19 protein-coding genes are annotated in these 22971 nt (G+C 64.3%); 5 read left to right on the forward strand and 14 right to left on the reverse strand.

The window, feature by feature from the left end; genetic code table 11:
• Positions 1-92 precede the first annotated feature (92 nt).
• The gene (locus CSW57_RS08085) at positions 93-503 is read left to right on the forward strand and encodes a TIGR03618 family F420-dependent PPOX class oxidoreductase (protein WP_099382303.1); all 411 of its coding nucleotides are present in this window, start codon (positions 93-95) and stop codon (positions 501-503) included.
• Between the two features lie 42 nt (positions 504-545).
• On the opposite strand, the gene CSW57_RS08090 is transcribed toward CSW57_RS08085, so the two are convergent.
• On the reverse strand, positions 546-2105 hold the full coding sequence (locus CSW57_RS08090; RefSeq protein WP_189339175.1) for an HNH endonuclease signature motif containing protein: 1560 nt from the start codon (positions 2103-2105) through the stop codon (positions 546-548).
• A 165-nt stretch (positions 2106-2270) separates the two neighbouring features.
• Between CSW57_RS08090 and CSW57_RS08095 the strand changes: the two genes are divergently transcribed.
• On the forward strand, positions 2271-2477 hold the full coding sequence (locus tag CSW57_RS08095; RefSeq protein ID WP_099382305.1) for a hypothetical protein: 207 nt from the start codon (positions 2271-2273) through the stop codon (positions 2475-2477).
• A 28-nt stretch (positions 2478-2505) separates the two neighbouring features.
• Here CSW57_RS08095 and CSW57_RS08100 read toward each other — a convergent pair whose 3' ends face one another.
• Positions 2506-3624 (reverse strand): M24 family metallopeptidase, encoded by a 1119-nt coding sequence (locus CSW57_RS08100; protein WP_099382475.1) that lies wholly within the window; start codon positions 3622-3624, stop codon positions 2506-2508.
• A gap of 94 nt (positions 3625-3718) precedes the next feature.
• Here CSW57_RS08100 and CSW57_RS08105 point away from each other — a divergent pair, with 94 nt between their 5' ends.
• Both CSW57_RS08105 and CSW57_RS08110 read left to right on the forward strand, forming a co-directional pair.
• The gene (locus CSW57_RS08105; protein WP_099382306.1) at positions 3719-4765 is read left to right on the forward strand and encodes an alpha/beta fold hydrolase; all 1047 of its coding nucleotides are present in this window, start codon (positions 3719-3721) and stop codon (positions 4763-4765) included.
• 111 nt (positions 4766-4876) lie between these two features.
• Positions 4877-5809, forward strand: a complete 933-nt coding sequence (locus CSW57_RS08110) for a 5'-3' exonuclease (protein ID WP_099382476.1) — start codon at positions 4877-4879, stop codon at positions 5807-5809.
• Between the two features lie 30 nt (positions 5810-5839).
• On the opposite strand, the gene CSW57_RS08115 is transcribed toward CSW57_RS08110, so the two are convergent.
• From CSW57_RS08115 to dop, 11 genes are all read right to left on the reverse strand, one after another.
• Complete coding sequence (locus CSW57_RS08115; RefSeq protein WP_099382477.1) at positions 5840-6553, reverse strand: DUF4333 domain-containing protein; 714 nt, start codon at positions 6551-6553, stop codon at positions 5840-5842.
• Between the two features lie 138 nt (positions 6554-6691).
• Positions 6692-9484, reverse strand: coding sequence for a DEAD/DEAH box helicase (locus CSW57_RS08120; protein ID WP_099382307.1), 2793 nt, complete (start codon positions 9482-9484; stop codon positions 6692-6694).
• Complete coding sequence (gene tatC / locus CSW57_RS08125; RefSeq protein ID WP_099382308.1) at positions 9471-10442, reverse strand: twin-arginine translocase subunit TatC; 972 nt, start codon at positions 10440-10442, stop codon at positions 9471-9473. Before tatC ends, CSW57_RS08120 begins: the two co-directional genes overlap by 14 nt.
• A gap of 117 nt (positions 10443-10559) precedes the next feature.
• Positions 10560-10826, reverse strand: coding sequence for a Sec-independent protein translocase subunit TatA (gene tatA / locus CSW57_RS08130; protein ID WP_099382309.1), 267 nt, complete (start codon positions 10824-10826; stop codon positions 10560-10562).
• Between the two features lie 89 nt (positions 10827-10915).
• Positions 10916-11881 (reverse strand): helix-turn-helix transcriptional regulator, encoded by a 966-nt coding sequence (locus tag CSW57_RS08135; RefSeq protein WP_099382310.1) that lies wholly within the window; start codon positions 11879-11881, stop codon positions 10916-10918.
• Positions 11881-12873, reverse strand: a complete 993-nt coding sequence (locus tag CSW57_RS08140) for a helix-turn-helix transcriptional regulator (protein WP_099382311.1) — start codon at positions 12871-12873, stop codon at positions 11881-11883. The genes CSW57_RS08135 and CSW57_RS08140 overlap by 1 nt, the downstream gene beginning before the upstream one ends.
• Before the next feature lie 24 nt (positions 12874-12897).
• A complete protein-coding gene (gene pafA, locus CSW57_RS08145; RefSeq protein ID WP_081729813.1) occupies positions 12898-14256 on the reverse strand; it encodes a Pup--protein ligase in 1359 nt (452 codons plus the stop codon).
• Positions 14257-14296: 40 nt separating this feature from the next.
• On the reverse strand, positions 14297-15106 hold the full coding sequence (gene prcA, locus CSW57_RS08150; protein WP_099382312.1) for a proteasome subunit alpha: 810 nt from the start codon (positions 15104-15106) through the stop codon (positions 14297-14299).
• Entirely contained in the window at positions 15103-15921 is an 819-nt protein-coding gene (gene prcB / locus CSW57_RS08155) for a proteasome subunit beta (RefSeq protein ID WP_099382313.1), read from the reverse strand. Before prcB ends, prcA begins: the two co-directional genes overlap by 4 nt.
• The gene (locus tag CSW57_RS08160) at positions 15918-16112 is read right to left on the reverse strand and encodes a ubiquitin-like protein Pup (RefSeq protein ID WP_023959236.1); all 195 of its coding nucleotides are present in this window, start codon (positions 16110-16112) and stop codon (positions 15918-15920) included. Before CSW57_RS08160 ends, prcB begins: the two co-directional genes overlap by 4 nt.
• A gap of 100 nt (positions 16113-16212) precedes the next feature.
• A complete protein-coding gene (gene dop / locus CSW57_RS08165; protein ID WP_099382314.1) occupies positions 16213-17712 on the reverse strand; it encodes a depupylase/deamidase Dop in 1500 nt (499 codons plus the stop codon).
• Between the two features lie 135 nt (positions 17713-17847).
• On the opposite strand from dop, the gene glgP reads away from it, so the two are divergent.
• Positions 17848-20433 carry an alpha-glucan family phosphorylase gene (glgP, locus tag CSW57_RS08170; protein WP_099382315.1) on the forward strand — a complete coding sequence of 862 codons (2586 nt, stop codon included), beginning with the start codon at positions 17848-17850 and terminating at the stop codon, positions 20431-20433.
• Positions 20434-20469: 36 nt separating this feature from the next.
• Here glgP and CSW57_RS08175 read toward each other — a convergent pair whose 3' ends face one another.
• Positions 20470-22938, reverse strand: coding sequence for an FHA domain-containing protein (locus CSW57_RS08175; protein WP_099382316.1), 2469 nt, complete (start codon positions 22936-22938; stop codon positions 20470-20472).
• Positions 22939-22971: the final 33 nt, after the last annotated feature.

The following is a 22971-nucleotide window of genomic DNA, read 5'->3' on the forward strand; positions in this document are numbered from 1 at the left end:
GCGACCGCAGCCGTCGTTTGCGTTCAATCAGCCAGAGTCCTGTCCGAGTGGGTGGCCAGAGGCATGCTGGCCAAGTTGACTATTCTCTGTAGATGTCCAAAACAGCAGCCGACCTCACCCCTGATGCGCTCGAGTTTCTGAGCGTCCGCCATCTGGGAAGCCTGACCACCGTGCGGCAGGCCGGGACGCCCCACGTTGTTGCGGTCGGCTTCACCTACGACGAAGAAGCCGAGCTCGTCCGGGTGATCACCTTCGAAGGAAGCCAGAAGGTACTCAACGTGGAGCGTGCGGGGTATGCGGCGGTCTTCCAGGTGGATGGCCCGCGCTGGCTGACCCTCGAGGGCCCGGCGTCGGTGCACCGCGACCCCGGCGCTGTCGCCGAAGGTGAACGTCGCTACGCGAACCGCTACAAGCAACCAAAGGTCAACCCGCGACGCGTAGTCATTCAGATCGAAGTCAAGCGCGTACTCGGCTCACGAACTCTCCTCGGAACCACTGACTAGTTCGTAACGCACCAGCCAGAACGCATTGGCTGCCAACAAGTATCAGTCTGACGGCCCGGGTTGCCTGACGTCGTCGTCCCCGGTGGCCATTGCCTCGGCCGGGTTGTGTTGCTGGAGCTGCATGCGTTGTTCGCGTTCGTCGAGTGCCTGTTGGCGTTCGGCGATGATGTTCTGCCATGCCGCTTCGATGGTGTGGTCGGTGTGGTGGGCTCGGTTGACTCGCGGTTGTTGGTCCGGGTCGATGTATCTGGGTGGAATCCACGCGACTCGGCCGGCGTCGGGGCCGTCGGTGAGCATGATGGTTTGCCATTGGTCTTCGCCAGGTCCGATCATCTTGTGGTGCGGGATGCACGCCGGGGCCAGTTCGTCGATGTCGGTGAAACCGCCGTCGGCCCAGGCGGTGGTGTGGTGGATCTCGGTCCAGGAGATGGGGTTGCGACAGCCTGGGCTGGTGCAGCCTCGGTCTTTGGCGAACAGCGCCATCCGTTGACCTTGCTGGGCGGTGCGTTTTGCCCGGGCGAAGTAGAGGACGTCGGCGGAGTGGTTGGCGAACACTGCCAGCGACCAATCCGCCCGCGTCGCCAACTCCAAGGCATCCTTGGCTGGCAGGTCGACACCGGAGGCGGTGTGGGCGATACCGGCGGCCTCATCAAGCTGCTGCTTGGTCATCGTGATGATCACCTGCACCGGCAGGCCACGGTGGGAGGTGCCGAGCAGTTTGTACTCGAGGATGGTTTTGAGGATTGCTTTGAATGCGTCGTGTTGACGTTGGGCACGGGAACGGGTGTCACGCCCGGCCGCGGCCTCGATGACCGCTGGATCCATGCTCGGGTCATCGACGGCCCCGGTAGGTGAGTTCGGGTCGTCAGGATTGTTCATCCCGGGTGCTGCCCACACATCCATCACCGTCCGAAACAACGCCAACGTCGCCGGATCCAGATTTCCGGTGAGCTTGCTCATCATGTCCAACCCTTGTGCACCGTCCGATAGGCCGCGGTTGCGTTTGCGGTCGACGTCGTCGGTAAGTGTCCCGTCCGGGTCCACCCGCGCTAGTACTTCTCGACCACACACCTCAAGCTCAGTCGGAGTCAACGTGCGGGCGTTGTCGGTCATCCAGGCATCGACCACGTCATACACTTCCGGCGCTGACTTGTGCGGAATCTTGTCGCGGACTTTGAGCATCACATCCATGTGCGCCAACCCAATAACACCCTCGGCCAACGCTTCCGCAGCAGCCGGACACTTAGGGGGCAACGCCTCACCCTGCATCGACACCAACACACCGGCAGCATCGAGTGCTTTCAACCGCGAGGAGGCATCACCACGAGACACGCGCAGCTCACTCATCACAAACCGGTGCAACGTCGAATGACCAGCCTTACGAAACAAACCCCGATCATTCACCTCCTGCAACCGCTTGAGGCCCTGAAACGACAGTGCCCGAACAACTCTCTCGTTCACCCGCACCAACTCAGCAACCTGCACATCATCAACATCAGCTGACGACGCACCAGCAATCCGCTGCAACACCGCATCAAGATCGCGATACAACCCCACCAACACCGGCATTGGCGGTGGATCCACCGTCACCGAATCACTCATCGACAAGCCCCCCAGCCCTCGAACCCCTTTCATCAAGTCTACCAACAGAATCCGATATTGTCGAACAGGTATTCGACTTCTACGAGTCGGGCACCTACACCGATCGAACGAGGCCTCAGCGGCCTGGGGAAGGAACGACAGTGCGCGATCAGATTGCGGCAAAACATGATTCACATACACGCGACCAAAGGGGTAGGCGGCCTCGATGCGGACCGCCTCGCCGCAGAGGTTCCCGGGTTCGGGTCATCGTCGATGGATCAGGCCGGACGGAGACCGGAGCCGGTTCGGTACGGCTACTCCGCAGCGATGGGGCAGTCGCTGGCGCCGCCGGCCGCGGCCCTACTGATCGGCGTCGTCGCTTCTGCAGCCTGAGCCTGCACAGTGGGTAGAAAGTGCGCCGTCAGACCGACTTCAGCTCATGAGGCCGCTGATTGAGTGATTCGCATCCGTCGGCTGTGACCACGACGATGTCTTCGATTCGTGCACCCCATCCACCTGGGAAGTAGATCCCGGGTTCGACGCTGAAGGCCATTCCGACCTGCAGCTCGGTGTCGTTTCCCTCAACGATGTAGGGCTCTTCGTGGACTGACAGACCGATTCCGTGGCCGGTCCGATGGACGAACTTGTCGGCCAGTCCGGCCTCGGCCAGCACATTGCGGGCCGCTGCATCGATCTCCTGAGCGCTGACGCCCGGCCGTACTGCCGCCACCGCGGCGCGCTGGGCTTCTTCCAGTACCCGGTACCGACGGGCTATCTCCCCGGAAGGTTCTCCTACACAATAAGTTCGAGTGCAATCCGAGTTGTACCCGGGCTCGACAGGACCGCCGATGTCGACGACCACCACATCGCCGTCTTCGATCACCCGATCAGACACCTCGTGGTGGGGGTCGGCGCCGTTGGGGCCGGAGCCGACGATGATGAACTCGGCGCCGGTATGACCCTCGGCGACGATCGCGGCCTCGATGTCGGTGGCGACCTCGCGTTCTGTCCTTCCCGCCGAGAGCCATTCGCCGACACGAGCATGAACACGATCAATCGCTGCACCCGCCCGGCGCAACGCGTCGATTTCCGCGTCGTCTTTGGTCATCCGTAACTGACGTAGAACGCCGGTGGCCAATTCGGGGCTCGAACCGAACCTGGCGGCCAACGGAACAGTGTGAAGTGCCGGTGCCGCATCAGAGACGGCATAACGACCTGCGCTCACACCTGCTGCGTCAACTGCGATGGCATACGGGTCCTGACCGTCTACCCAATCGTGGACAACCAGGCCCAGCTCGCCGACCGCAGACTCCCGCAGGGCCGCGAGTTCCAACCTCGGAACCACGACCTGCGGATCCCTATCGGGACTGATCACCAGTGCAGTCAGACGTTCGAACGTACTGGCGCGGGAACCGGTCAGGTAGCGCAGATCGGGCCCGGGCGTGATGAACAGCGCAGACAATCCGGCTGAGCCCGTCAACTGCTGCGCACGTTGCAGTCGGGACCGATACACCTCTGCTGAGAATCGCTCGTGAGCCATGTCCATCAGGCTAACCGGCCCTCGAAGAGGCGGTCCTTCCCGGTGAGCGGTCGCTGAACGGGCGAAAACGGACGGTTAGACGGATGATGTACAGATGGGATCGAAAGACGGCAGCGTGAACCGTGGACGCGAGCCGCGCAGACTCCGTGCGGTCCCGAGTACGCAAAACGACCCGCAGTTCGCGACCCTGCATGGTTACAAGCGCGCATTTCGTATGGCAGGGAGCGGTCCGGCCGTCTTGTTGCTGCACGGAATCGGTGACAACTCGCTCGCCTGGGAGCCGGTGTTCGAGCAGCTGAGCGAGAAATACACGGTGATAGCTCCCGATCTTTTGGGTCATGGACTGTCTGACCGGCCCCGAGCCGACTACTCGGTCTCTGCATTCGCGAACGGCATGCGTGATCTGCTCACGTACCTCGATATCGAACGCGTCACCGTGGTCGGACACTCGCTGGGCGGGGGCGTGGCCGGCCAGTTCGCCTATCAATACCCCGAGATGGTGGAACGGCTGGTTCTCATCGGCACCGGTGGCGTCACCAAGGGTGTCAACCCAGCTCTCCGAGCGCTGTCGCTGCCCCTGTCCGAACTCGCCTTGGGCGTGATCTCTGTACCCGGAGTGTTCCCGACTTTCTCGACCGTCGCCCGGATGATGCAGAACCTGTTGCCCATGGCGATGTTCCGCGACAACACCGAGGTGGTCCGTGTCCTCGAGCGCATGCCGGAGAAGGGTTCGGCCGAGGTGTTCGCGCGGACTCTGCGATCGGCTGTCGACTGGCGCGGCCAAGTGGTCACCATGCTCGACCGCTGTTACCTGAGCGCCGCCATCCCGACTCTGATCGTGTGGGGTTCCGACGACCAGGTGATCCCGGTGAGTCATGCCCATATGCTGCACAGTGCGATGCCAGACTCGCAGCTCGAGATATTCGAGAAGTCAGGCCATTTTCCGTTCCGCGACGAGCCCGACCGGTTCGTCGATCTCTTCCTCCGATTCGTCTCTGCCACAAAGCCTGCGTCGATCACTCGCAACGACGTGAAAGTGGCCCTGCGACAGGGTCCCCCGCCCAGACCGCTGACGGGCGATCCTCATACGCAAATCGCAGTTCTCGACGCGATAGACAGCGACGAACGAAGCGCGACGTAGAACTGCCGCCGACAGTCGTCCGCAGACATCGTTCGGATCGACTCGGATCACCGGGACAAGCATTCACCTGTCGGTGGATCTGGCATGGTTTACGCCATGAACCAACCAGTGATGCTGCTAGACGGTGCGAGTCTGTGGTTCCGGGCTTTTCACGCTCTGCCGGAGAAGATGACCGCTCCTGACGGACGTCCGGTAAACGCCGTCCGCGGATTCCTCGACATGATCGCCGCCCTGGTCACCCGCGAGCATCCCCATCGATTGGTTGTGTGTCTGGACCTCTCCTGGCGACCCACATTTCGCACGGACCTCATTCCTTCGTACAAGGCGCACCGTGTCGCCGACGCCGCGGGAGACGGATCGGAAGAGGTGCCCGACACGCTGACACCTCAGGTCGACATGATCATGAACGTTCTCGCCGCAGCCGGGATCTCGACCGCCGGTGCAGAAGGCTGCGAGGCCGATGACGTGATCGGGACCCTCGCCCACACCGAGGCCGTAGACCCGGTGGTGGTGGTCAGTGGAGACCGAGACCTCCTGCAAGTGGTGGCAGACGACCCGGTTCCGGTCCGGGTTCTGTATGTGGGACGCGGGCTCGCGAAGGCCGAAATGTACGGACCTGCCGAAGTCGCCGAACGATATGACGTGCCGACTTCCGATCCGGGTTCGGCGTATGCCGAGATGGCGATCCTCCGGGGCGACCCATCCGACGGACTACCAGGGGTGGCCGGAATCGGGGAGAAAACGGCGTCAAAACTGTTGCAGGCGTTCGGGACTCTGGACGAACTGGAGCGTGTCGCTGCCACGACCGCCGACAAGCGGATCTCCACCCGCCAACGCACCTCTCTCAAAGCTGCCGCCGACTATCTGACCGCCGCTCGCACGGTTGTGTTCGTCCGAACCGACGCAGAGATAATCAGCAGCGGGGACGACCGATTGCCCAGCGAGCCGGCAGATCCGGCCGCGTTGGCCGATCTGATCGAAGAGCTCGGCATCGGCTCGGCGGTCTCCCGACTCGGGAAAGCACTGGATTGGCAGTTCCCCTGATCGATGACGACAGGCGAGCGACCGCGGGCATCAGCCGGCGGTCGGCTGCCCCACCTCGTACTTGCCGTCATCGTCGAGGAACGTGATCTTGACCTGCTGATTGGCGCCGCTCACCGTCACCGTGCAGGTGAAGCTGTCGCCCTTCTTGATCTCTTTGTCCTTGGGACACTTGACGTTTTCGACGCCCTCTGCCTGATAGTCGTTCTCCAGAACAGTTTTGACACCCTCCTGGGCCGCCTCCTGGCTGAGGACCTTGGTGACGGCGAATCCAGGTGCGAGAAAAGCGGTGACGGCAAGGATCACTGCGATCAACGCCACCACGGACGCCCCGATGATGAGCGGCAGCTTCTTTCGCGACTTCGGCTGAGCCATCGCCGAGAACTGATCCGAGCCGCCGGGTCCCGGCTGTCCGTACTGCCCGGGCTGCCCGTACGGACCGGGTTGTCCGTACTGGCCCTGAGGTTGGCCGTAACCGGGTTGCTGACCTTGAGGCTGGCCGTAGTTGCCCGGCTGTCCCTGGGGCTGGCCGTAATGGCCGCCCTGCTGCGGGTAGCTGGGCGGCTGATACTGGCCGGGCCCCTGCTGACCGGGGTTCGGCTGAGGCGGGTACTGCTGCTGCGGCTGCTGACCCCACCCCTGCCCCGGTGGCGGGCCCTGTGTCGGTTGACCCCACGGGCCCGGTTGCTGACCCTCTTGCCACTGCTGCGGCGATCCGGGGTTGTTGGGGTCGTTGGGCCCGCTCATGTGTTCCCTCCGCTTGTCTGCACCGTGGAAACTCGCGGCGCCAGAATTACCGACCCCGAACATACCGCACACTCATCGAAGGGTTCAGCAGACGCGACCGGCAAACGCTGAGGTAGACCGGCCGGAGCGCCGCGTAACTCAGCCGAGTTCGACGGCCACGACCCCTTTTCGGATACTGGCGATGGCCGCAGAAGCGGAACGGGTCAGACGCGACTGCCCTGATGACTGCAGGCTTGCAGCGGTTCTGATCTGCTCGAGCAGGTCGATGACCTGGCGGCTCCATCGGACGAAATCTCCGGCCGGAAGTGAGGTGCCGCGCTCCCCGGCCGCCGCGAGCACCTCGGTGAGGCCGCGCCCCGATGCCCACAGATAAATTGCCGTGGCGAACCCGGCGTCCGGCTCCCGCGTGGGTTCCACGAGATGCTTCATCTCCAGGCGGGTCAGGTCGTGCCAGGCCGAGTGGGTCCGGTGCAGTGCGTCGCGCACACTGACCACTCCGGTGACGAGCTCGGCGCCACCGTACGAGTCGCGCCGGGATTCGTAGACCACCGACGATGCGACAGCCGCGAGTTCGGCCGGACCCAGCTCATCCCACAACCCGTCCCTGATGCACTGACAGATCAGCAGGTCACTTTCGCTGTACACGCGGCTCAGGGTGTCACCGGCCGACGTGATGTTCAGTTCGCCTTCCGACTCCGCCTTCTCGAGGTACCCGAGTTCGATGAGCACTGCCACGATGCGATTGAAGTTGATCGACAGCGTCGACGTCCGCGGGGCAACCGATTCCTCGAGCGCCGAGATCTCACGCGCAACCCGGTTTCGTCGCTCGGCCAACCGAAAGAGTTCGTCGTCCTGCGGAATCTGATGTGCTGGGTGATTGCGCAGATCGTTGCGCAAACGACTCAACTCACGATCATCTGCCGCACGGGCGCGCTTTGCCTGTTTACCGCGGGGCATGTCGATGCCCGACGACCGCAACGCGGACGCTAGGTCTCGTCGACCGCGCCCCGTGCGCCTGTCGATCTGCTTGGCGAGCCGCATGTTGCCGAGCACCTGAGGCGGGTTCAGGAAGTCGCGGGGACCGACCCTGCCACACCAGGCGTCCTCGCAGATCACCAGCGGCTTGGGATCGCGGATGTCGGTCGCCGGCTCGAGGACCACTGCGAGACCCCGGTGCCGGCCACCGTGAAGGCCGATGACCTGTCCACGCTTGAGTGCGGACAGATCTTCGACCGTGCTCTGCTGCGAGGCCATCCGTGACTCGAACTTGAGCGAGCGCTCTCGCGACCGGATCTGCTCGCGCAACCTGGTGTAACCCAGGAACCCGTCGATGCCCTCGTCGAGGCCGCGGCCCTCGGCGCGGCCTTCCAGTTCGACCTCGATCTTGCGCAGTTGACGGCGCGCGGTGTCGATCTGCCGGGCCTGGCCGACCACCGACTTGTCCGCCTGGAACTGTGCGAACGACCGATCAAGTAGATTTCGCGCGCCGGCCAAGCCCAGCCGCCCGATCAGGTTCACAGCCATGTTGTATTCAGGCGCAAAGGAACTGCGCAACGGGAACGTGCGGGCACCCGCCAGGCCGGCTACGCGCGTCGGCTCGAGATCGTCGGTCCACACGACCACTGCGTGGCCCTCGATGTCGATCCCTCGACGCCCGGCTCGACCGGTCAGCTGGGTGTACTCCCCAGGCGTCAGATCGACATGCGCCTCGCCGTTGAACTTGATCAGCCGTTCCAAGACGACCGATCGCGCCGGCATGTTGATGCCCAACGCCAGTGTCTCCGTGGCGAACACGGCTTTGACGAGACCTTTGACGAACAATTCTTCGACGGCGTGACGAAACGCGGGCAGCAGTCCGGCGTGGTGGGCGGCGAACCCTCGCGTGAGACCTTCGCGCCACGCGGGCACGCCGAGGATGTCCTGGTCCGCTGCCGAGAGTTCGGCGACGTATTTGTCGACGATGATGTCGACCTGCTTGGCCTGGTCGGGCTCGAGCAAGCGGAGGCCTGAACGCAGGCACTGGCTCAGTGCACCCTCGCATCCTGCTCGCGAGAAGATGAAACTGATTGCGGGCAGCAGACCTTCACGATCGAGACGCGCGATGAGGTCGGGCCGGGAAACCGGCCTCGGAACGCCCCCGCGGCGCCCCTCACCCCGTTGCGGTCCGCGCCGACCGCGTCCTCGTGGGGGAAAGTCGTCGTCGCGTCGCGCCGCGAGTTCGCGATGCCGGATGTAGCGGGTGAGTTCTGGATTGACCGCCGGCTTCTTGTTCGGTGCAGCGGCATCACGGTGATCGAACAGGTCGAAGAGTCGGTTGCCGACCAGCATGTGCTGACTGAGCGGCACGGGCCGGTGTTCGTCGACGATCACCGTGGTGTCCCCACGGACGGTCTGGATCCACGCGCCGAACTCTTCGGCGTTGCTGACCGTCGCCGACAGGCTCACCACGCGAACCGAAGGAGCGAGATGCAGGATGACCTCCTCCCACACCGCGCCGCGAAAGCGGTCGGCCAAGAAGTGGACCTCATCCATCACCACATGCGAAAGACGGTCGAGCGCGGGCGAATTGGCGTAGATCATGTTTCGCAAAACCTCGGTGGTCATGACGACCACGGGTGCGGAGGAATTGATCGACGAGTCGCCGGTGAGCAAACCGATGGACTCCGCACCATGCGCCCGGACCAGATCCGCGTACTTCTGGTTGCTCAACGCCTTGATGGGGGTGGTGTAGAAGCACTTGGTGCCGGCGGCAAGCGCGAGATGTACGGCGAACTCGCCGACGATGGTCTTGCCTGCACCGGTGGGCGCACATACCAAGACGCCGTGTCCGTCGGCGAGCGCCGAGCAGGCGTCACGCTGGAAGGGATCGAGGGCAAATGGCTGACGCCTCGCAAACGTGTCGAGCTCGAGTTGCGCCTCAGAGAGTGTCATCGAAGTGATCGGCTCCGCTCATCGAAGGGGCCGTCGACACCGGCGCGGGGCGCTCGACCGGGCCGGAAGCGGGTACTGATGCTGTCGGGCCGCCGATCGGGGATGCCTCGTCATCGCTGACGTCTCCCCATTCGGCTTCCTGACGTTTTGCCTTGCGGTAGTCGTGGAGATGAGCGATCTGGATGGCCATCTCGAGCAGGATCGTCAACGCACCCGCCAAGGCGAGCATCGTGAACGGATCGGAGCCCGGTGTGAAGAACGCGGCGAACACGAACATGCCGAAGATCAATCCGCGACGCCAGGCCTTGAGTCGCTCGTAACTGAGCACGCCGATCATGTTCAGGGCCACGATCAGCAACGGGAGTTCGAAACTCACCCCGAAGATGATCAGCAGATGTAGGAGGAAGTTGAAGTACTGGTCACCGGCGAGCGCTGTGATCTGGACATTGTCGCCAATGGTCAGCAGGACCTCGAACGCCTTGGTCATGACCAGGTAAGCAAGCACGGTTCCGGCGAGGAACAACAGGGCCGCGCAGCTGACAAACGAGACTGCGTACTTGCGTTCCTTGTCGTGCATGCCCGGGGTGATGAACTCCCACAGTTGGTAGAACCAGATCGGGCACGCCATCACGAACCCGGCGGTCAGGGCCACTTTCAATCGCAGCATGAACTGGTCGAACGGGCCGGTGGCCAGAAGACGGCAGGCATCGTCGCCGGTGAGGTTGGCGCGGGACGATTCCGGCAGGTTGCAGTAGGGCTCACGCAGGAGATCTCCGAGCGAGTCGATACCCAGGAAGCCATGGGAGTACCACACGAACCCGAGGATCGTGGTGAGAGCTATCGCGGCCACCGAGATCAGCAGCCGGGTCCGCAATTCACGCAGGTGCTCCACCAACGACATCGTTCCGTCGGGGTTCACCTTGCGCTTGCGGCGCCGAGGGTCAAGAGGAATGCGCACGGTGTGAACTATTCAGGTCAGTGAGAGGTGCGCCGAACAGAAAGCGACCTCTCCGGTCCGCAGTGTGGTCCATGAAGAGGTCGTCGTCCTGTGCCGGCCGTACGGCGGTGGAAACGCTCAGGCAGATCTGCGTTCGGACTCGGTGCCGGTGGCCGAGGCGGCGTCCGTACCCGTGGTGATCTGTCGTGGGTCCGGGGTCGCGGCGGTTGTCGGCGGTGTCTCGGTGTCCGATTTGCCGTCGTTCTGCATCTCCTTGACCTCGCTCTTGAAGATGCGCATCGACCGGCCAAGTCCGCGTGCGGCGTCAGGAAGCTTCTTTGATCCGAAAAGGATCAGAAAAACGACCACCACCAGGATGATGTGCCAAGGCTGTAATGCGTTCATGGTGCGGTTACCTCTCCCAATCGAGTATGTCTGCGATGCTACCCGGAAACCGGGCAGTCGACGTGTGAGTGCCGGCGCTCGGCGGTTGCTCAGCTGTACATCGCCAGCGTCGCAGCTGCCCTGGCCTCGATGTCCGCGGCCATCTCGTCGGCATTGAGCACCTTGATCTTGCCACCGAAACCGAGAACGAATCGGGTGAGCCATTCGGTTGACCCGTACGTCATCGTCGCCAGCACCGGCTGATCCGAACCCGCGATCCCGTCCGGATCGACCGGCTCGATGAGGTAGTAGTCGAGGACCCAGATCACCTCCGGATCGATCTGGATCACCGCCTGCGGCAACGTGGGATCGGATTCGAAGAGCGCAAGCGTCTGATCGGACTCCCCCGTCGCCGGTGGTCGGGCCACCTCCTCGAGTACCGACGCCTCATCGATTCGGTCGAAGCGGAACAATCGGATGCCCCCGCTCGAGCGGCACCAGCCCTCGAGGTATCCGCGACCATCCACCGCCTGGATACGGATGGGATCGACAACTCGGTCGGTGACCTCGTCGCGGGATGCGGAGTAGTACCGCAGCCGTACGGCATGACGCCGGCGTACTGCATCCCGCACGGCGATCACCGCAGGCGACTCGGCCGGATCGGACTCAGCGGTCGGTGTCTCGGTGACAGCTTCCCCTATCGGGGTGCCCATCGCGTTCTCGATCTTGGCGATCGCCCGCCGCGCGGCAGCAGCATCCACCACGCCCGATGCGTCGATCAGCGAGCGCAGGGCCACCAGCAGTGGCGCGGCTTCGGCTGCGGTGAGCTTGAGCGGTCGGTCGATGCCGGCGGAGAAGGTCACCTCGACGCTGTCCTCGGTGAACGACAGGTCGATGAGGTCGCCGGGCGAATACCCCGGGAGCCCGCACATCCACAGTTGATTGAGGTCGTCCATCACCTGCTTCGGCGTGGTACCGAGGTCGCGAGCCGCTTCTGCCGCGCTCACCCCAGGGTTCGCCAAGAAGTACGGCACCATCACGAGCAGGCGGGTCAGCCGACTGGTACCCGAGGTCATCAGCTCACCCCCGCAAGGCTTTTCAGACCGTCGATCACCGTGTCGCGTAGTTCAGGGGGATCGATCACCACCGCATCGGTTCCCGCTCCGAGAACTTGGCGGGTCAGTCCGTCCACCGACCTCATCTCGATCTTTAGGACGGACCCCTGTCGGCCGTGGTGGTCACCGGGCTCCTCGCCCTTCGCCATCCGTCGTAGCCCGGCGGCGCGGTCCGCGGCGACCCACACATGGGCGGTGACCGCAGGACCCGAACGGTCGACGGCCGCGCCCACGATGGCCCGCAGGTCCACATCTCCGGGCCGGGCGACGTCGCCGGGCTTACCGAACGGGGTGACCGTTGCGATACGGGTCAACCGGAACGTGCGGGTCTGTCCGCGGTCGCGGTCATGTCCGACGAGGTACCACCGACCTTGATGGGTGACCACTCCCCACGGTTCGACCGTGCGGGTGGCGTAGGGAGCGGTACGCGATGAGCGATGTTCGAAGCGCACCGGCCGACTCTCCTCGAGAGCTGCCAGCAGCGTTCCGAGGACTTCCGGCGACCCGATCCCGCGAGGGGCACTCGAGTGGATGGCCGTGGCGCCGGCGTCGAATGCGGCTTCGGAATCCATCTGCACCCCGGCGGCACGCAACTTCATCAGCGCGCTGTTGCTCGTGGCCGCCAACTCTGGGGTGTCCCACAGTGCGGCGGCCAGCGCGACTGCGGCGGCCTCGTCGGTGTCGAGGTCGATGTCGGGTAGCTCGTAGGATTCGCGGTTGATGCGGTAGCCGTCGACCGGCGAGAACCCAGAACTGCGCCCCGTCTCCAGTGGGATGCCGAGATCACGCAACTCGGTCTTGTCCCGCTCGAACATCCGATTGAACGCCTCATCGGACTTGGAGTCCTGGTATCCGGCGACACTACTGCGGATCTGGTCGGCCGAGAGGTATTGCCGGGTGGCCAGCAGACAGATGACCAGGTTCATCAATCGTTCAACCTTATTGATCGCCACCCGGACAGCTTAGTGTCGGCCTCGCTACATGGAGGCAATCAGGCGATCGACGCGCTCATCGACATTGCGGAACGGATCCTTGCACAGCACCGTCCGCTGCGCTTGGTCGTTCAATTTCAGATGCACCCAGTCGACGGTGAAGTCACGGCCGGCCTTCTGCGCGGCCGCGATGAAGTCGCCACGGAGTTTGGCGCGAGTGGTCTGGGGTGGTGTGTCCACCGCCGCGGCGATGGCCTCGTCGGTGGTGACGCGCGCGGCCAGGCCCTTGCGCTGAAGCAGATCGAAGACACCGCGACCCCGTTTGATGTCGTGGTACGCCAAGTCCAACTGAGAGATCTTGGGATCGGACAGATCCATCGAGTAGCGGTCCTGGTAGCGCTGGAACAGCTTGCGCTTGATGACCCAGTCGACCTCGGTGTCAACCTTGGCGTAGTCCTGCTGCTCCACCGCATCGAGCATCCGGCCCCACAGGTCGACGACCTGGGTCATCTGCTGATCTGGCTTACGGGTGCGCAGATGCTCGACGGCTCTGGCGTGGTACTCCCGCTGGATGTCCAGGGCACTGGCCTGACGGCCGCCGGCCAGACGGACCGGACGGCGTCCCGTGAGGTCGTGCGACACCTCGCGAATCGCCCGGATCGGGTTGTCCAGGGCGAAGTCACGGAAGGCGACGCCGGCCTCGATCATCTCGAGAACCAGAGCAGCCGAGCCCACCTTGAGCATCGTCGTCGTCTCGGCCATGTTCGAATCACCGACGATCACGTGCAGCCGGCGATACTTCTCGGCGTCGGCGTGCGGTTCGTCGCGGGTGTTGATGATCGGCCGGCTGCGGGTGGTGGCCGATGACACGCCCTCCCAGATGTGCTCGGCGCGCTGCGACAGACAGAACGTGGCCGCCTTGGGCGTTTGCAAGACTTTGCCTGCGCCGCAGATCAATTGCCGGGTGACGAGGAACGGGAGCAGGACGTCCGAGATCTTGGAGAACTCACCGGCACGCACCACCAGGTAGTTCTCGTGGCAACCGTACGAGTTGCCTGCGGAGTCGGTGTTGTTCTTGAACAGGTAGATGTCCCCACCGATACCCTCGTCGGCCAATCGACGTTCGGCGTCGATGAGCAGATCTTCGAGTACGAGTTCGCCCGCACGGTCGTGCTCGATCAGTTGTTGCAGGTTGTCGCACTCGGCAGTGGCGTACTCGGGGTGCGAACCGACGTCGAGGTAGAGCCGTGCCCCGTTCTGCAGGAACACGTTCGACGAACGACCCCACGACACCACCCGGCGGAACAGATACCGAGCGACTTCATCGGGACTGAGCCGGCGGTGCCCATGAAAAGTACATGTGACACCGAATTCGGTTTCGATACCCATAATTCGTCGCTGCACGATTTCAACCCTACCGCCGAGTGTCCGAGTGGGTACGGATTCAGCTTTCGGTTCCATTGGGGCCACCGGCACCGGTCGCGCCCTCGGCGCCATCGGAGTCGGCGGAAGGACGTTCTGGCAACAGGTCCACCAAAGCGGTGCCGGTCAGCCGTCGGAACGCTCGTCGAGGCCGTCCGTGATCCAGAATTGCCACCTCGAGGTCGCCCGGTTCGAGCTTGCGCGGTTCGGCGACTGTGGCGTTCGAGCCCGAGCCGGCGCTCGAACCGTTGGGCGCGGGCGGGGTTTCGAGTGCCTTGATCGCCGTGGCCAACGCGCCTCGTAGATCGGCATTCCCGTCGTACGCGTCCTTCATCGACGCGGAGATCGCCTCGGTGGCGCCACCCATGACCAGGAACCGCGTCTCGTCGACGATGGATCCGTCATAGGTGATCCGGTACAGCTGAGACGGACCCGGCTTACCGGGCCGACTCACCTCCGCCACACACAGCTCGACCTCAAACGGCTTCGGCTGCTCGGTGAAGACCGAGCCGAGTGTGTTGGCGTAGGCATTGGCCAGCGACAGCCCACTCACGTCGGCGCGGTCGTAGTTGTAGCCGCGCATGTCGGCGTGCTGGATACCGGCCTTGCGCAGGCTCTCGAACTCGTTGTACTTGCCGACCGCGGCAAACCCGATGCGGTCGTAGATCTCGCTGACCTTGCGCAGTGTGTTCGATGGATTCTCGGCCACGAAGAGCACGCCGTCGGCGTAGGTCAACGCGATGACGCTGCGGCCCCTCGCAATACCCTTGCGTGCCAGTTCGGACCGGTCACGCATGATCTGTTCGGCGCTGGCGTAATACGGGAACGTCATGACTGCGTCCCTTCGACGGCGGAGCGACGGGTGGTCACCGATCGGGCCGCCTCTTCGATCTGGGCGGCGGACACCTCAGCTGCTCCTTCGGCGGTCACCACGGCGGCAGTCGGGTACAGCCCGCGGACCATGTCGGGACCACCGGTGGCGGAGTCGTCGTCGGCCGCGTCGTACAGCGATTCGACAGCGATCTCGAGAGCTTGGGAGCCGGTCAGGTCATGTCGATACAGCTTCTTGATGGCCGACTTCGCGAACACCGAGCCCGACCCGATCGCCTGGAACCCGCCGTGTTCCTCATGGCGGTCCCCCGCGACGTCGAACGAGAAGATTCGACCCGGCCGCTGTGGGTCGATCGCATCGGAGTCGTAACCGACGAGCAGAGGGATGGCTGCGAGTCCGGCCATGGCCGCCTGGAGGTTGGAGCGAACCATCGAGGCAAGTCGATTCACCTTGCCGTCGAGGGTGAGCGAGACGCCCTCGATCTTCTCGTAGTGCTCGAGTTCGACGGCGAAGAGCCGGATCATCTCCACGGCGACACCCGCTGTGCCGGCGATGCCTGCTGCCGAGTAGTCGTCGGTGATGAACACCTTGCGCATGTCGCGACTGGCGATCATGTTGCCGGCGGTGGCCCGGCGGTCGCCAGCCAACACCACGCCACCCGGATACGCGATGGCGACGATGGTGGTTCCGTGCGGGATGTTCGCAGTTACCCCCTCGGGAAACCGGTTGACCGGCAACAGGTCTGGCGCGTGATTACGCAGGTAGTCGGAGAACGACGAGATGTCCTGACCAAGTGACTGGATTCGATCGGTCACTGGCCGCCCTTCTGGACATAGGCGCGCACAAAGTCTTCGGCGTTCTCCTCGAGCACGTCATCGATCTCGTCGAGCAGGTCGTCGGTGTCGTCGGCCAGCTTCTCGCGACGCTCTTGACCCGCGCCTGAATCCGAACCGGCATCGTTGTCGTCGTCGTTACCGCCTGAACGCTTGGTTTGCTCCTGCGCCATCGCTGCCTCCTTCAGAACACGGCCCCGCCGGGGCCGTCCGTATATTCACACTACCGTTCAAAGCCGACACCGCTCGGGATATACGAGCCGTGCCAGATCCTCAATTCGTGAGCTGATCCACGAGTTCGGCGGCCGAGTTCACCGAATCAAGCAGTTCGCCGACGTGTGCGCGGCTGCCTCGGAGGGGCTCGAGGGTCGGGATGCGGACCAGGGACTCGCCACCCAGATCGAAGATGACCGAATCCCAGCTGGCGGCGGCTATGTCGGCGCCGAACCGCCTGAGACATTCACCGCGGAAGTACGCCCGGGTGTTCTCCGGTGGATTGCCGACGGCGTCCATCACCTGTTGCTCGGTGGTGAGCCGCTTCATCGAACCGCGCGCCACCAGTCGGTTGTAGAGGCCTTTGTCGAGACGGACGTCGGAGTACTGCAGATCGACCAGCTGCAACCGGGGTGCCGACCAGGCCAGGCCCTCACGGTTGCGGAAACCCTCCAGCAAGCGCAGTTTCGCCGGCCAGTCGAGCAGGTTCGCGCACTCCATCGGGTCGCGTTCGAGCTTGTCCAGGACGTCGGCCCAGGTGTCGAGAACGTCCTTGGCCCTGAGGTCATCGCTGTTGTTCTTGTCGTGGAACGCGACACAGCGCTCGTGATAGATCCGCTGGATCGCAAGCGCGGTCATCTCTCGCCCGTCGGCCAGCGCAACGGTGGTCTGCAGCGTCGGGTCGTGACTGATGACGTGTACGGCGTGAACGGGGCGGGCCAGTTCGAGGTCACCCAGTTCGACGCCGGCCTCGATCAGATCCAGCACGAGTGAGGCAGTGCCCACCTTGAGGTACGTCGCGGTCTCGGCGAGGTTGGCGTCGCCGATTATGACGTGCAGTCGGCGATAACGCTCGGGGTCGGCGTGTGGTTCGTCTCGGGTGTTGATGATGCCGCGCTTGAGGGTCGTCTCGAGACCCACCTCGACCTCGATGTAGTCGGCACGCTGGCTCAGCTGGAACCCGGCATCGTCACCGGACTGGCCAATACCGACGCGGCCGGATCCGGTGATCACCTGCCGGGAGGCGAAGAACGGGGTGAGTCCGGTGATCACCGAGGTGAAGGGCGTGGACCGGGCCATCAGGTAGTTCTCATGGGTGCCGTATGAGGCACCCTTTCCGTCGATGTTGTTCTTGTAGAGCTGTAGTTTCGGCGCCCCTGGAACGCTGGCGACATGCCGCGCGGCCGCTTCCATCACGCGCTCCCCCGCCTTGTCCCAGATGACGGCGTCGAGTGGATCGGTCACCTCGGGCGCCGAGTACTCGGGATGGGCGTGGTCGACGTAGAGCCGGGCGCCGTTGGTCAAGATCATGTTCGCCGCGCCGACCTCGTCGGCGTCGATGATGGGTGCCGGGCCCGAACTGCGACCCAGGTCGAAGCCGCGTGCATCGCGCAGCGGCGACTCCACCTCGTAGTCCCAGCGAGTGCGCTTGGCGCGGGGCACCCCGGCGGCCGCTGCGTAGGCGAGGACCGCCTGCGTCGACGTCATGATCGGGTTGGCACCGGGATCGTTCGGAGCCGAGATTCCGTACTCGACTTCGGTTCCGATAATTCGCTGCATTCACCGAGCGTAGCCGGGGGTCGCCGGGCCCATACCGAGCGCTCCCGTCGAATTGTCCGGCCGCCTGATGACGAGCTGATGTACACGAGTTCTCGGGGGTCGCGAACCCGCTGCTGCGTGGGTAGGGTTTGCTCGGTGAAAGCACTGCGCCACTTCACCGTCCGCGCCCACCTCCCAGAGCCCCTTTCAGCCCTTGCCGAATTGTCGACCAATCTTCGATGGTCGTGGCACCCGGCCACCCAAGATCTGTTCGCATCGATCGATGCGGATCTGTGGGCGACCGGCAAGGATCCCGTGCGGCTGCTCGCCGATGTCGGACCGCAGCGGCTGTCCGCACTTGCCGCCGACGACGGCTTTCTTCGCCGCCTGGACGAGTTGGCGTCCGATCTGCAGAACTATCTGGACCGACCTCGCTGGTTCCAGGAGCAGGTGGCCTCGGGCAATCGATTCCCTCGCTCGATCGCCTACTTCTCGATGGAGTTCGGGGTGTCGGAAGTGCTACCGATCTACTCCGGTGGTCTCGGCATCCTCGCGGGCGACCACCTCAAAGCGGCCTCTGACCTGGGCTTGCCCCTGATCGGGGTAGGACTGCTCTATCGCTACGGATATTTCCGTCAGTCGCTGACGTCGGACGGGTGGCAGACCGAGCGCTACCCGAATCTCGATCCCCAAGGCCTACCTGTGCGAGCGATGCTCGACGCCGAGGGAAATCCGGTGACAGTGCGGGTTCTGATGCCCGACAACCGCGTGTTGCACGCCAAGGTCTGGATTGCCGACGTGGGCCGAATCCCCCTACTGCTCCTGGATTCCGACATCCCCGACAACGACACGGATCTCCGGATGATCACCGACCGGCTCTACGGAGGCGATCAGGAACACCGGATCAACCAGGAAATCCTCGCCGGTGTCGGTGGGGTGCGCGCAGTGCGGGAGTACACCCGGATCAACGCTCTGCCCGACCCCGACGTCTTCCACATGAACGAGGGGCACGCGGGTTTCCTGGGCGCGGAGCGGATTCGCGAGCTGGTGGCTCCGGCCGGCGCTGGGCTCGACTTCGACACGGCCCTCACCGCGGTGCGTGCCTCGACCGTGTTCACCACGCACACACCGGTTCCGGCAGGAATCGACCGGTTCCCGATCGACATGGTGCGCCGCTACTTCGGCGACGACGGCGGGAAGTCGACGTTGCTGCCCGGGATCGAGTTGGCGAGGATCCTCGAGCTCGGCCGGGAGAAGGACCCGACCGTGTTCAACATGGCGCACATGGGTCTACGGCTTGGTCAGCGCACCAACGGTGTGTCCAAACTGCACGGGGCGGTCAGTCGCGAGATGTTCGGTCCGCTGTGGCCAGGCTTCGACGCGGCCCAGGTACCCATCGGATCGGTGACCAACGGGGTACACGCACCCACGTGGTCGTCGCGGCGTTGGGCGGAATTGGCCGCCGGCGGCGAGTCAGGCGGCCTCACGGAGACCGACGCGCTGGCCGCGATGAAAGATGTTCCAGCACAGCAGATCTGGAAGACCAGAAACGAACTGCGCACAGAGTTGATCGCCGAGGTCCGCAGGCGCCTGCGCAAGTCGGGGCTCGAGCGCGGTTACTCGGCCGCCGAGCTGGGCTGGACTGCAGGCGTGTTCTCCGCGCGAGTGCTGACCATCGGTTTCGCCCGACGCGCGGCGACGTACAAGCGGCTCACCCTGATGCTGCGCGACACCGATCGCCTCAAGGCCCTGTTGCTCGACAAAGAGCGTCCCGTCCAACTCGTGGTGGCGGGCAAGGCCCACCCGGCCGACGAGGGCGGCAAGGCACTCATCCAGAAGATCGTTCGCTTCGCCGACGCCAACGATGTGCGGCACCGGATCGTGTTCTTGCCTGACTACGACATGTCGATGGCTCGATACCTGTACGGCGGATGCGATGTGTGGCTGAACAATCCGCTACGGCCGATGGAGGCGTGCGGTACCTCTGGCATGAAGTCGGCACTCAACGGTGGGTTGAACCTGTCCATCCTCGACGGATGGTGGGATGAGATGTCCGACAACGAGAACGGATGGGCCATCCCGACAGCGGACGGCGTCACCGATGAAGTCCGGCGCGACGATCTCGAGGCAGCCGCACTGTACGAGTTGCTCGAGAACGTGGTGGTGCCCAAGTTCTATGATGCGGGGGCAGACGGGGTTCCGACCCGATGGGTGGAGATGGTTCGCCACACGTTGCACACCCTCGGGCCACAGGTACTGGCCTCGCGCATGGTCCGCGACTACGCCGAGCAGTTCTACGCGCCTGCGGCCATCTCTGGCCACGCGGTGTCGGACAACGACTTCGCGGGGGCCCGCGAGCTGTCCGGATTCCGGGCGCAGGTGGACGAGGCCTGGCCTTCGGTGAGGGTGCGCCACGTCGACACAGCCGGTTTGCCCGACACTCCCCTGCTCGGCTCGACCATGACGATCACCGCTCATGTCGACCTCGCCGGGCTGAGTCCGGAACAGGTGCTGGTCCAGGCCGTCGTGGGTCGGGTCGATGAGGAGGAGAACCTGTCGCAGGTCGTCACCACGACGATGTCGGTGAGCTCCGGGGGCAATCCGTCCGATGATTCGACGATCTTCGAGGTAGCCGTGCCGCTTCCGATGACCGGACCGGTGGGATACACCGTGCGAGTGATGCCCACCCATCCCTTGCTGACCAGCACCGCCGAACTGGCGAAGGTGGCCTTCGCTAGTTGAGCCGCAAGGCCGGCGTCGGCCGGAGAGGCCTCTTCTTCAAGACAGTGACTTCTTCTTCAAGACCAGGCGACGGTAGGTGAACCAGGCGAGGATCAACGCGATCACCGTCATCGCGCCGTAGGCGAGGGCGGCGTTGGCAATCGTCTGGTCCCAGATGGTCTCTTTTTGTGTGGACGGCGACGACGGTGAGACAGCGCGCAGGTCAACGGCATTCGCGGCAGCGGCGTAGCCCCACCGGGCCGGGAAGATCCACGACAACTGCTCGAGGCCGACCCGCCCCGCGAGGGGGAACAACCCGCCGCAGAAGACGAGTTGCACCATCACGACCACCACGAGTGGTGGCATGGTCTGCTCACTCGACCGAACCGCCGCCGAGATGGCGAGGCCGATCAGTGTGCTGACGCATCCCAAGAAGGCGATGGCGACAAACAATTCGAGGGCACCGGCGGTGAACAGGCCAGACCCCGGAGTTCCCTTGCCCGCGTACGTGATTGCGACCATCACCGCACACTGCAGCACGGAGACGACGAAGAAAACCACGACTTTGGCCAACAGGTAGGCGCCGGGGCGAAGGCCCACTGCCCGTTCCCGGACGAAAATGGCCCGCTCCCCGACCAGGTCACGCACGGTCAGAGCCGCACCCATGAAGCTCGCCCCGACCACCAGCACGACCAGGATCTGAACTGTCTCACCAAAACTCGTACTGCTGTTGACATCGAAGCCCGCGGTGCCGGGGATCACCAGCGACAGGAGCCCGAGCACGATCGGCAGCAGCGCCAAGAACACCAGATAACCGGTGTCTGCCAGGATCAGCCGAACTTGTCGTCGCGAGACCGTCGACGTTTGGCGAGTGACACTGGTCTGCGGCGGGCGTATCGGCGACCCGGCCCGCCGACTCGGTGGTCTGGCCGGCGGGCGTCGATTCCGGGCCCGATAGCGCTCGTGAGCGACGTCCGGTTGCTCTGCGACGTACGCGAAGATCTCGGCCCAGTCCTCGGTGCCCATCGCCGGGCCGACTGCCCCAGGGCTGCCGTAATAGGCGGTCTTCCCGCCCGGAGCGAGCAACAGCACCTGGTCACACATCGACAGGTACGTCAGGGAGTGGGTCACCACGATCACGACCCGTCCGGCGTCGGCCAGTCGACGAAGAGTCGACATGACCTGACGGTCCAGTGCGGGGTCGAGCCCTGAGGTCGGCTCGTCGAGAATCAGCAGAGAAGGCCCGGTGAGCAACTCCATCGCCACCGACGCCCGTTTCCGTTGCCCGCCGGACAGCTTGTCGACCCTGGTGTCGAGGTGCTCGGTGAGCTGCAGTTCGGCCAACACTCCGTGAATGACGTTGTCGCGGTCGGCCGTGCTCATGTCCGGTGGCAATCTGAGTTCAGCTGCGTAGCGAAGCGCCTGCCGCAGGGTGAGCCGTCGATGCAGCACATCGTCCTGTGGCACCATTCCGATGCGCGTGCGCAGCGCCTCGTACTCGGCGTGCACACTGCGGCCTTCGAAGGTGACGGTTCCGGTGGACGGGTTCGCCCCGCCGGCGACGATCTTCGACACCGTCGACTTACCTGCCCCAGACGGTCCGATGACGGCGGTGAGGCTCCCGGGACCGGCCGCGAACTCGACTTCGTGGAGCAATTGTTTGCCGTCGATGGTCAACCCGATCGCTTGCACGTGGAGACCGTCCGCGACGGCGGCCCGTGACTGTCCCCGGACAAGCGTCCCGCCCTGGACCACGAAGTCGCTGTTGCCGATGGTGACCACGCTGCCCTCGGTGAGCAGCTGCCTGCTGATCCGCCGACCGTCGACGTAGGTGCCGTTCACCGATCGGAGGTCCTCGATGACCAGCCCTTGCGGCGATGCGGTCAATTGGGCATGGCGACGCGAAGCGAGGACGTCGCTGACGACGATGTCGTTGTCCGGGGTGCGGCCGATACTCATTCGCGCCGAAGCCCCGATGTCGATGGCCTCTCGCTGCCCAGAGCCGGCCTGGGGGCTGATGTGGCCGTCCGAACTGATCTGGTATACCGCCGAGACGTTCTGATGCAGTGCCTGCAAGTGTGGCGCCGCTGAGGCCCCACTGAATCCTGGAGGTGCCGGTCGCATGGGCGACGGATTCGATCGAGGGGAAGGCTGGGCTCCGCGGTGCGGAATCGGGGCCGATCGATACTGGGCCGGCCCAGCATGTCCGCCGGTAGCCGGCTGCATCACCGCGATGTCGACCAGCGGCCCGACCACGTTGTCGCCCAAACGAATTCGATGGTTGCCCGACAACATCATGCCGGTCGACCGCGCGCCGTCCGCATAGAAACCGTTGGTGCTGCCGACGTCGACGATTCGCCAGGCGTCGCCCGACCACTCGATGGCCAGATGGTGGCGCGAGACCATGGGGTGGACGATCGGTATGTCATTGTCCGGGGTGCGCCCGATGGTGACGCGTCCGGCCGGTCTCAGCCGCTGCTCGGTGCCGTCGACCCAGATGCGGAGCGGCGTAGGCGATGCGTTCATTAACGCATCACTGTAGACGGCCCCGACGGCGGC

The organism is Williamsia muralis (assembly GCF_002735905.1).
GTDB classification, from domain to species: domain Bacteria; phylum Actinomycetota; class Actinomycetes; order Mycobacteriales; family Mycobacteriaceae; genus Williamsia; species Williamsia muralis_A.

Excerpts from the sequence above, each read along its gene's own strand:
- prcA (WP_099382312.1), bottom strand. The coding sequence starts at position 15,106 with ATGACGTTCCCGTATTACGCCAGCGCCGAACAGATCATGCGTGACCGG.
- tatA (WP_099382309.1), bottom strand. The coding sequence starts at position 10,826 with ATGAACGCATTACAGCCTTGGCACATCATCCTGGTGGTGGTCGTTTTT.
- CSW57_RS08135 (WP_099382310.1), bottom strand. The coding sequence starts at position 11,881 with ATGACCTCGGGTACCAGTCGGCTGACCCGCCTGCTCGTGATGGTGCCG.
- CSW57_RS08090 (WP_189339175.1), bottom strand. The coding sequence starts at position 2,105 with ATGAGTGATTCGGTGACGGTGGATCCACCGCCAATGCCGGTGTTGGTG.
- CSW57_RS08100 (WP_099382475.1), bottom strand. The coding sequence starts at position 3,624 with ATGGCTCACGAGCGATTCTCAGCAGAGGTGTATCGGTCCCGACTGCAA.
- CSW57_RS08105 (WP_099382306.1), top strand. The coding sequence starts at position 3,719 with ATGGGATCGAAAGACGGCAGCGTGAACCGTGGACGCGAGCCGCGCAGA.
- CSW57_RS08095 (WP_099382305.1), top strand. The coding sequence starts at position 2,271 with ATGATTCACATACACGCGACCAAAGGGGTAGGCGGCCTCGATGCGGAC.
- dop (WP_099382314.1), bottom strand. The coding sequence starts at position 17,712 with ATGCAGCGAATTATCGGAACCGAAGTCGAGTACGGAATCTCGGCTCCG.
- CSW57_RS08175 (WP_099382316.1), bottom strand. The coding sequence starts at position 22,938 with ATGAACGCATCGCCTACGCCGCTCCGCATCTGGGTCGACGGCACCGAG.
- CSW57_RS08120 (WP_099382307.1), bottom strand. The coding sequence starts at position 9,484 with ATGACACTCTCTGAGGCGCAACTCGAGCTCGACACGTTTGCGAGGCGT.
- CSW57_RS08160 (WP_023959236.1), bottom strand. The coding sequence starts at position 16,112 with ATGGCGCAGGAGCAAACCAAGCGTTCAGGCGGTAACGACGACGACAAC.
- CSW57_RS08115 (WP_099382477.1), bottom strand. The coding sequence starts at position 6,553 with ATGAGCGGGCCCAACGACCCCAACAACCCCGGATCGCCGCAGCAGTGG.
- CSW57_RS08085 (WP_099382303.1), top strand. The coding sequence starts at position 93 with ATGTCCAAAACAGCAGCCGACCTCACCCCTGATGCGCTCGAGTTTCTG.
- CSW57_RS08110 (WP_099382476.1), top strand. The coding sequence starts at position 4,877 with ATGCTGCTAGACGGTGCGAGTCTGTGGTTCCGGGCTTTTCACGCTCTG.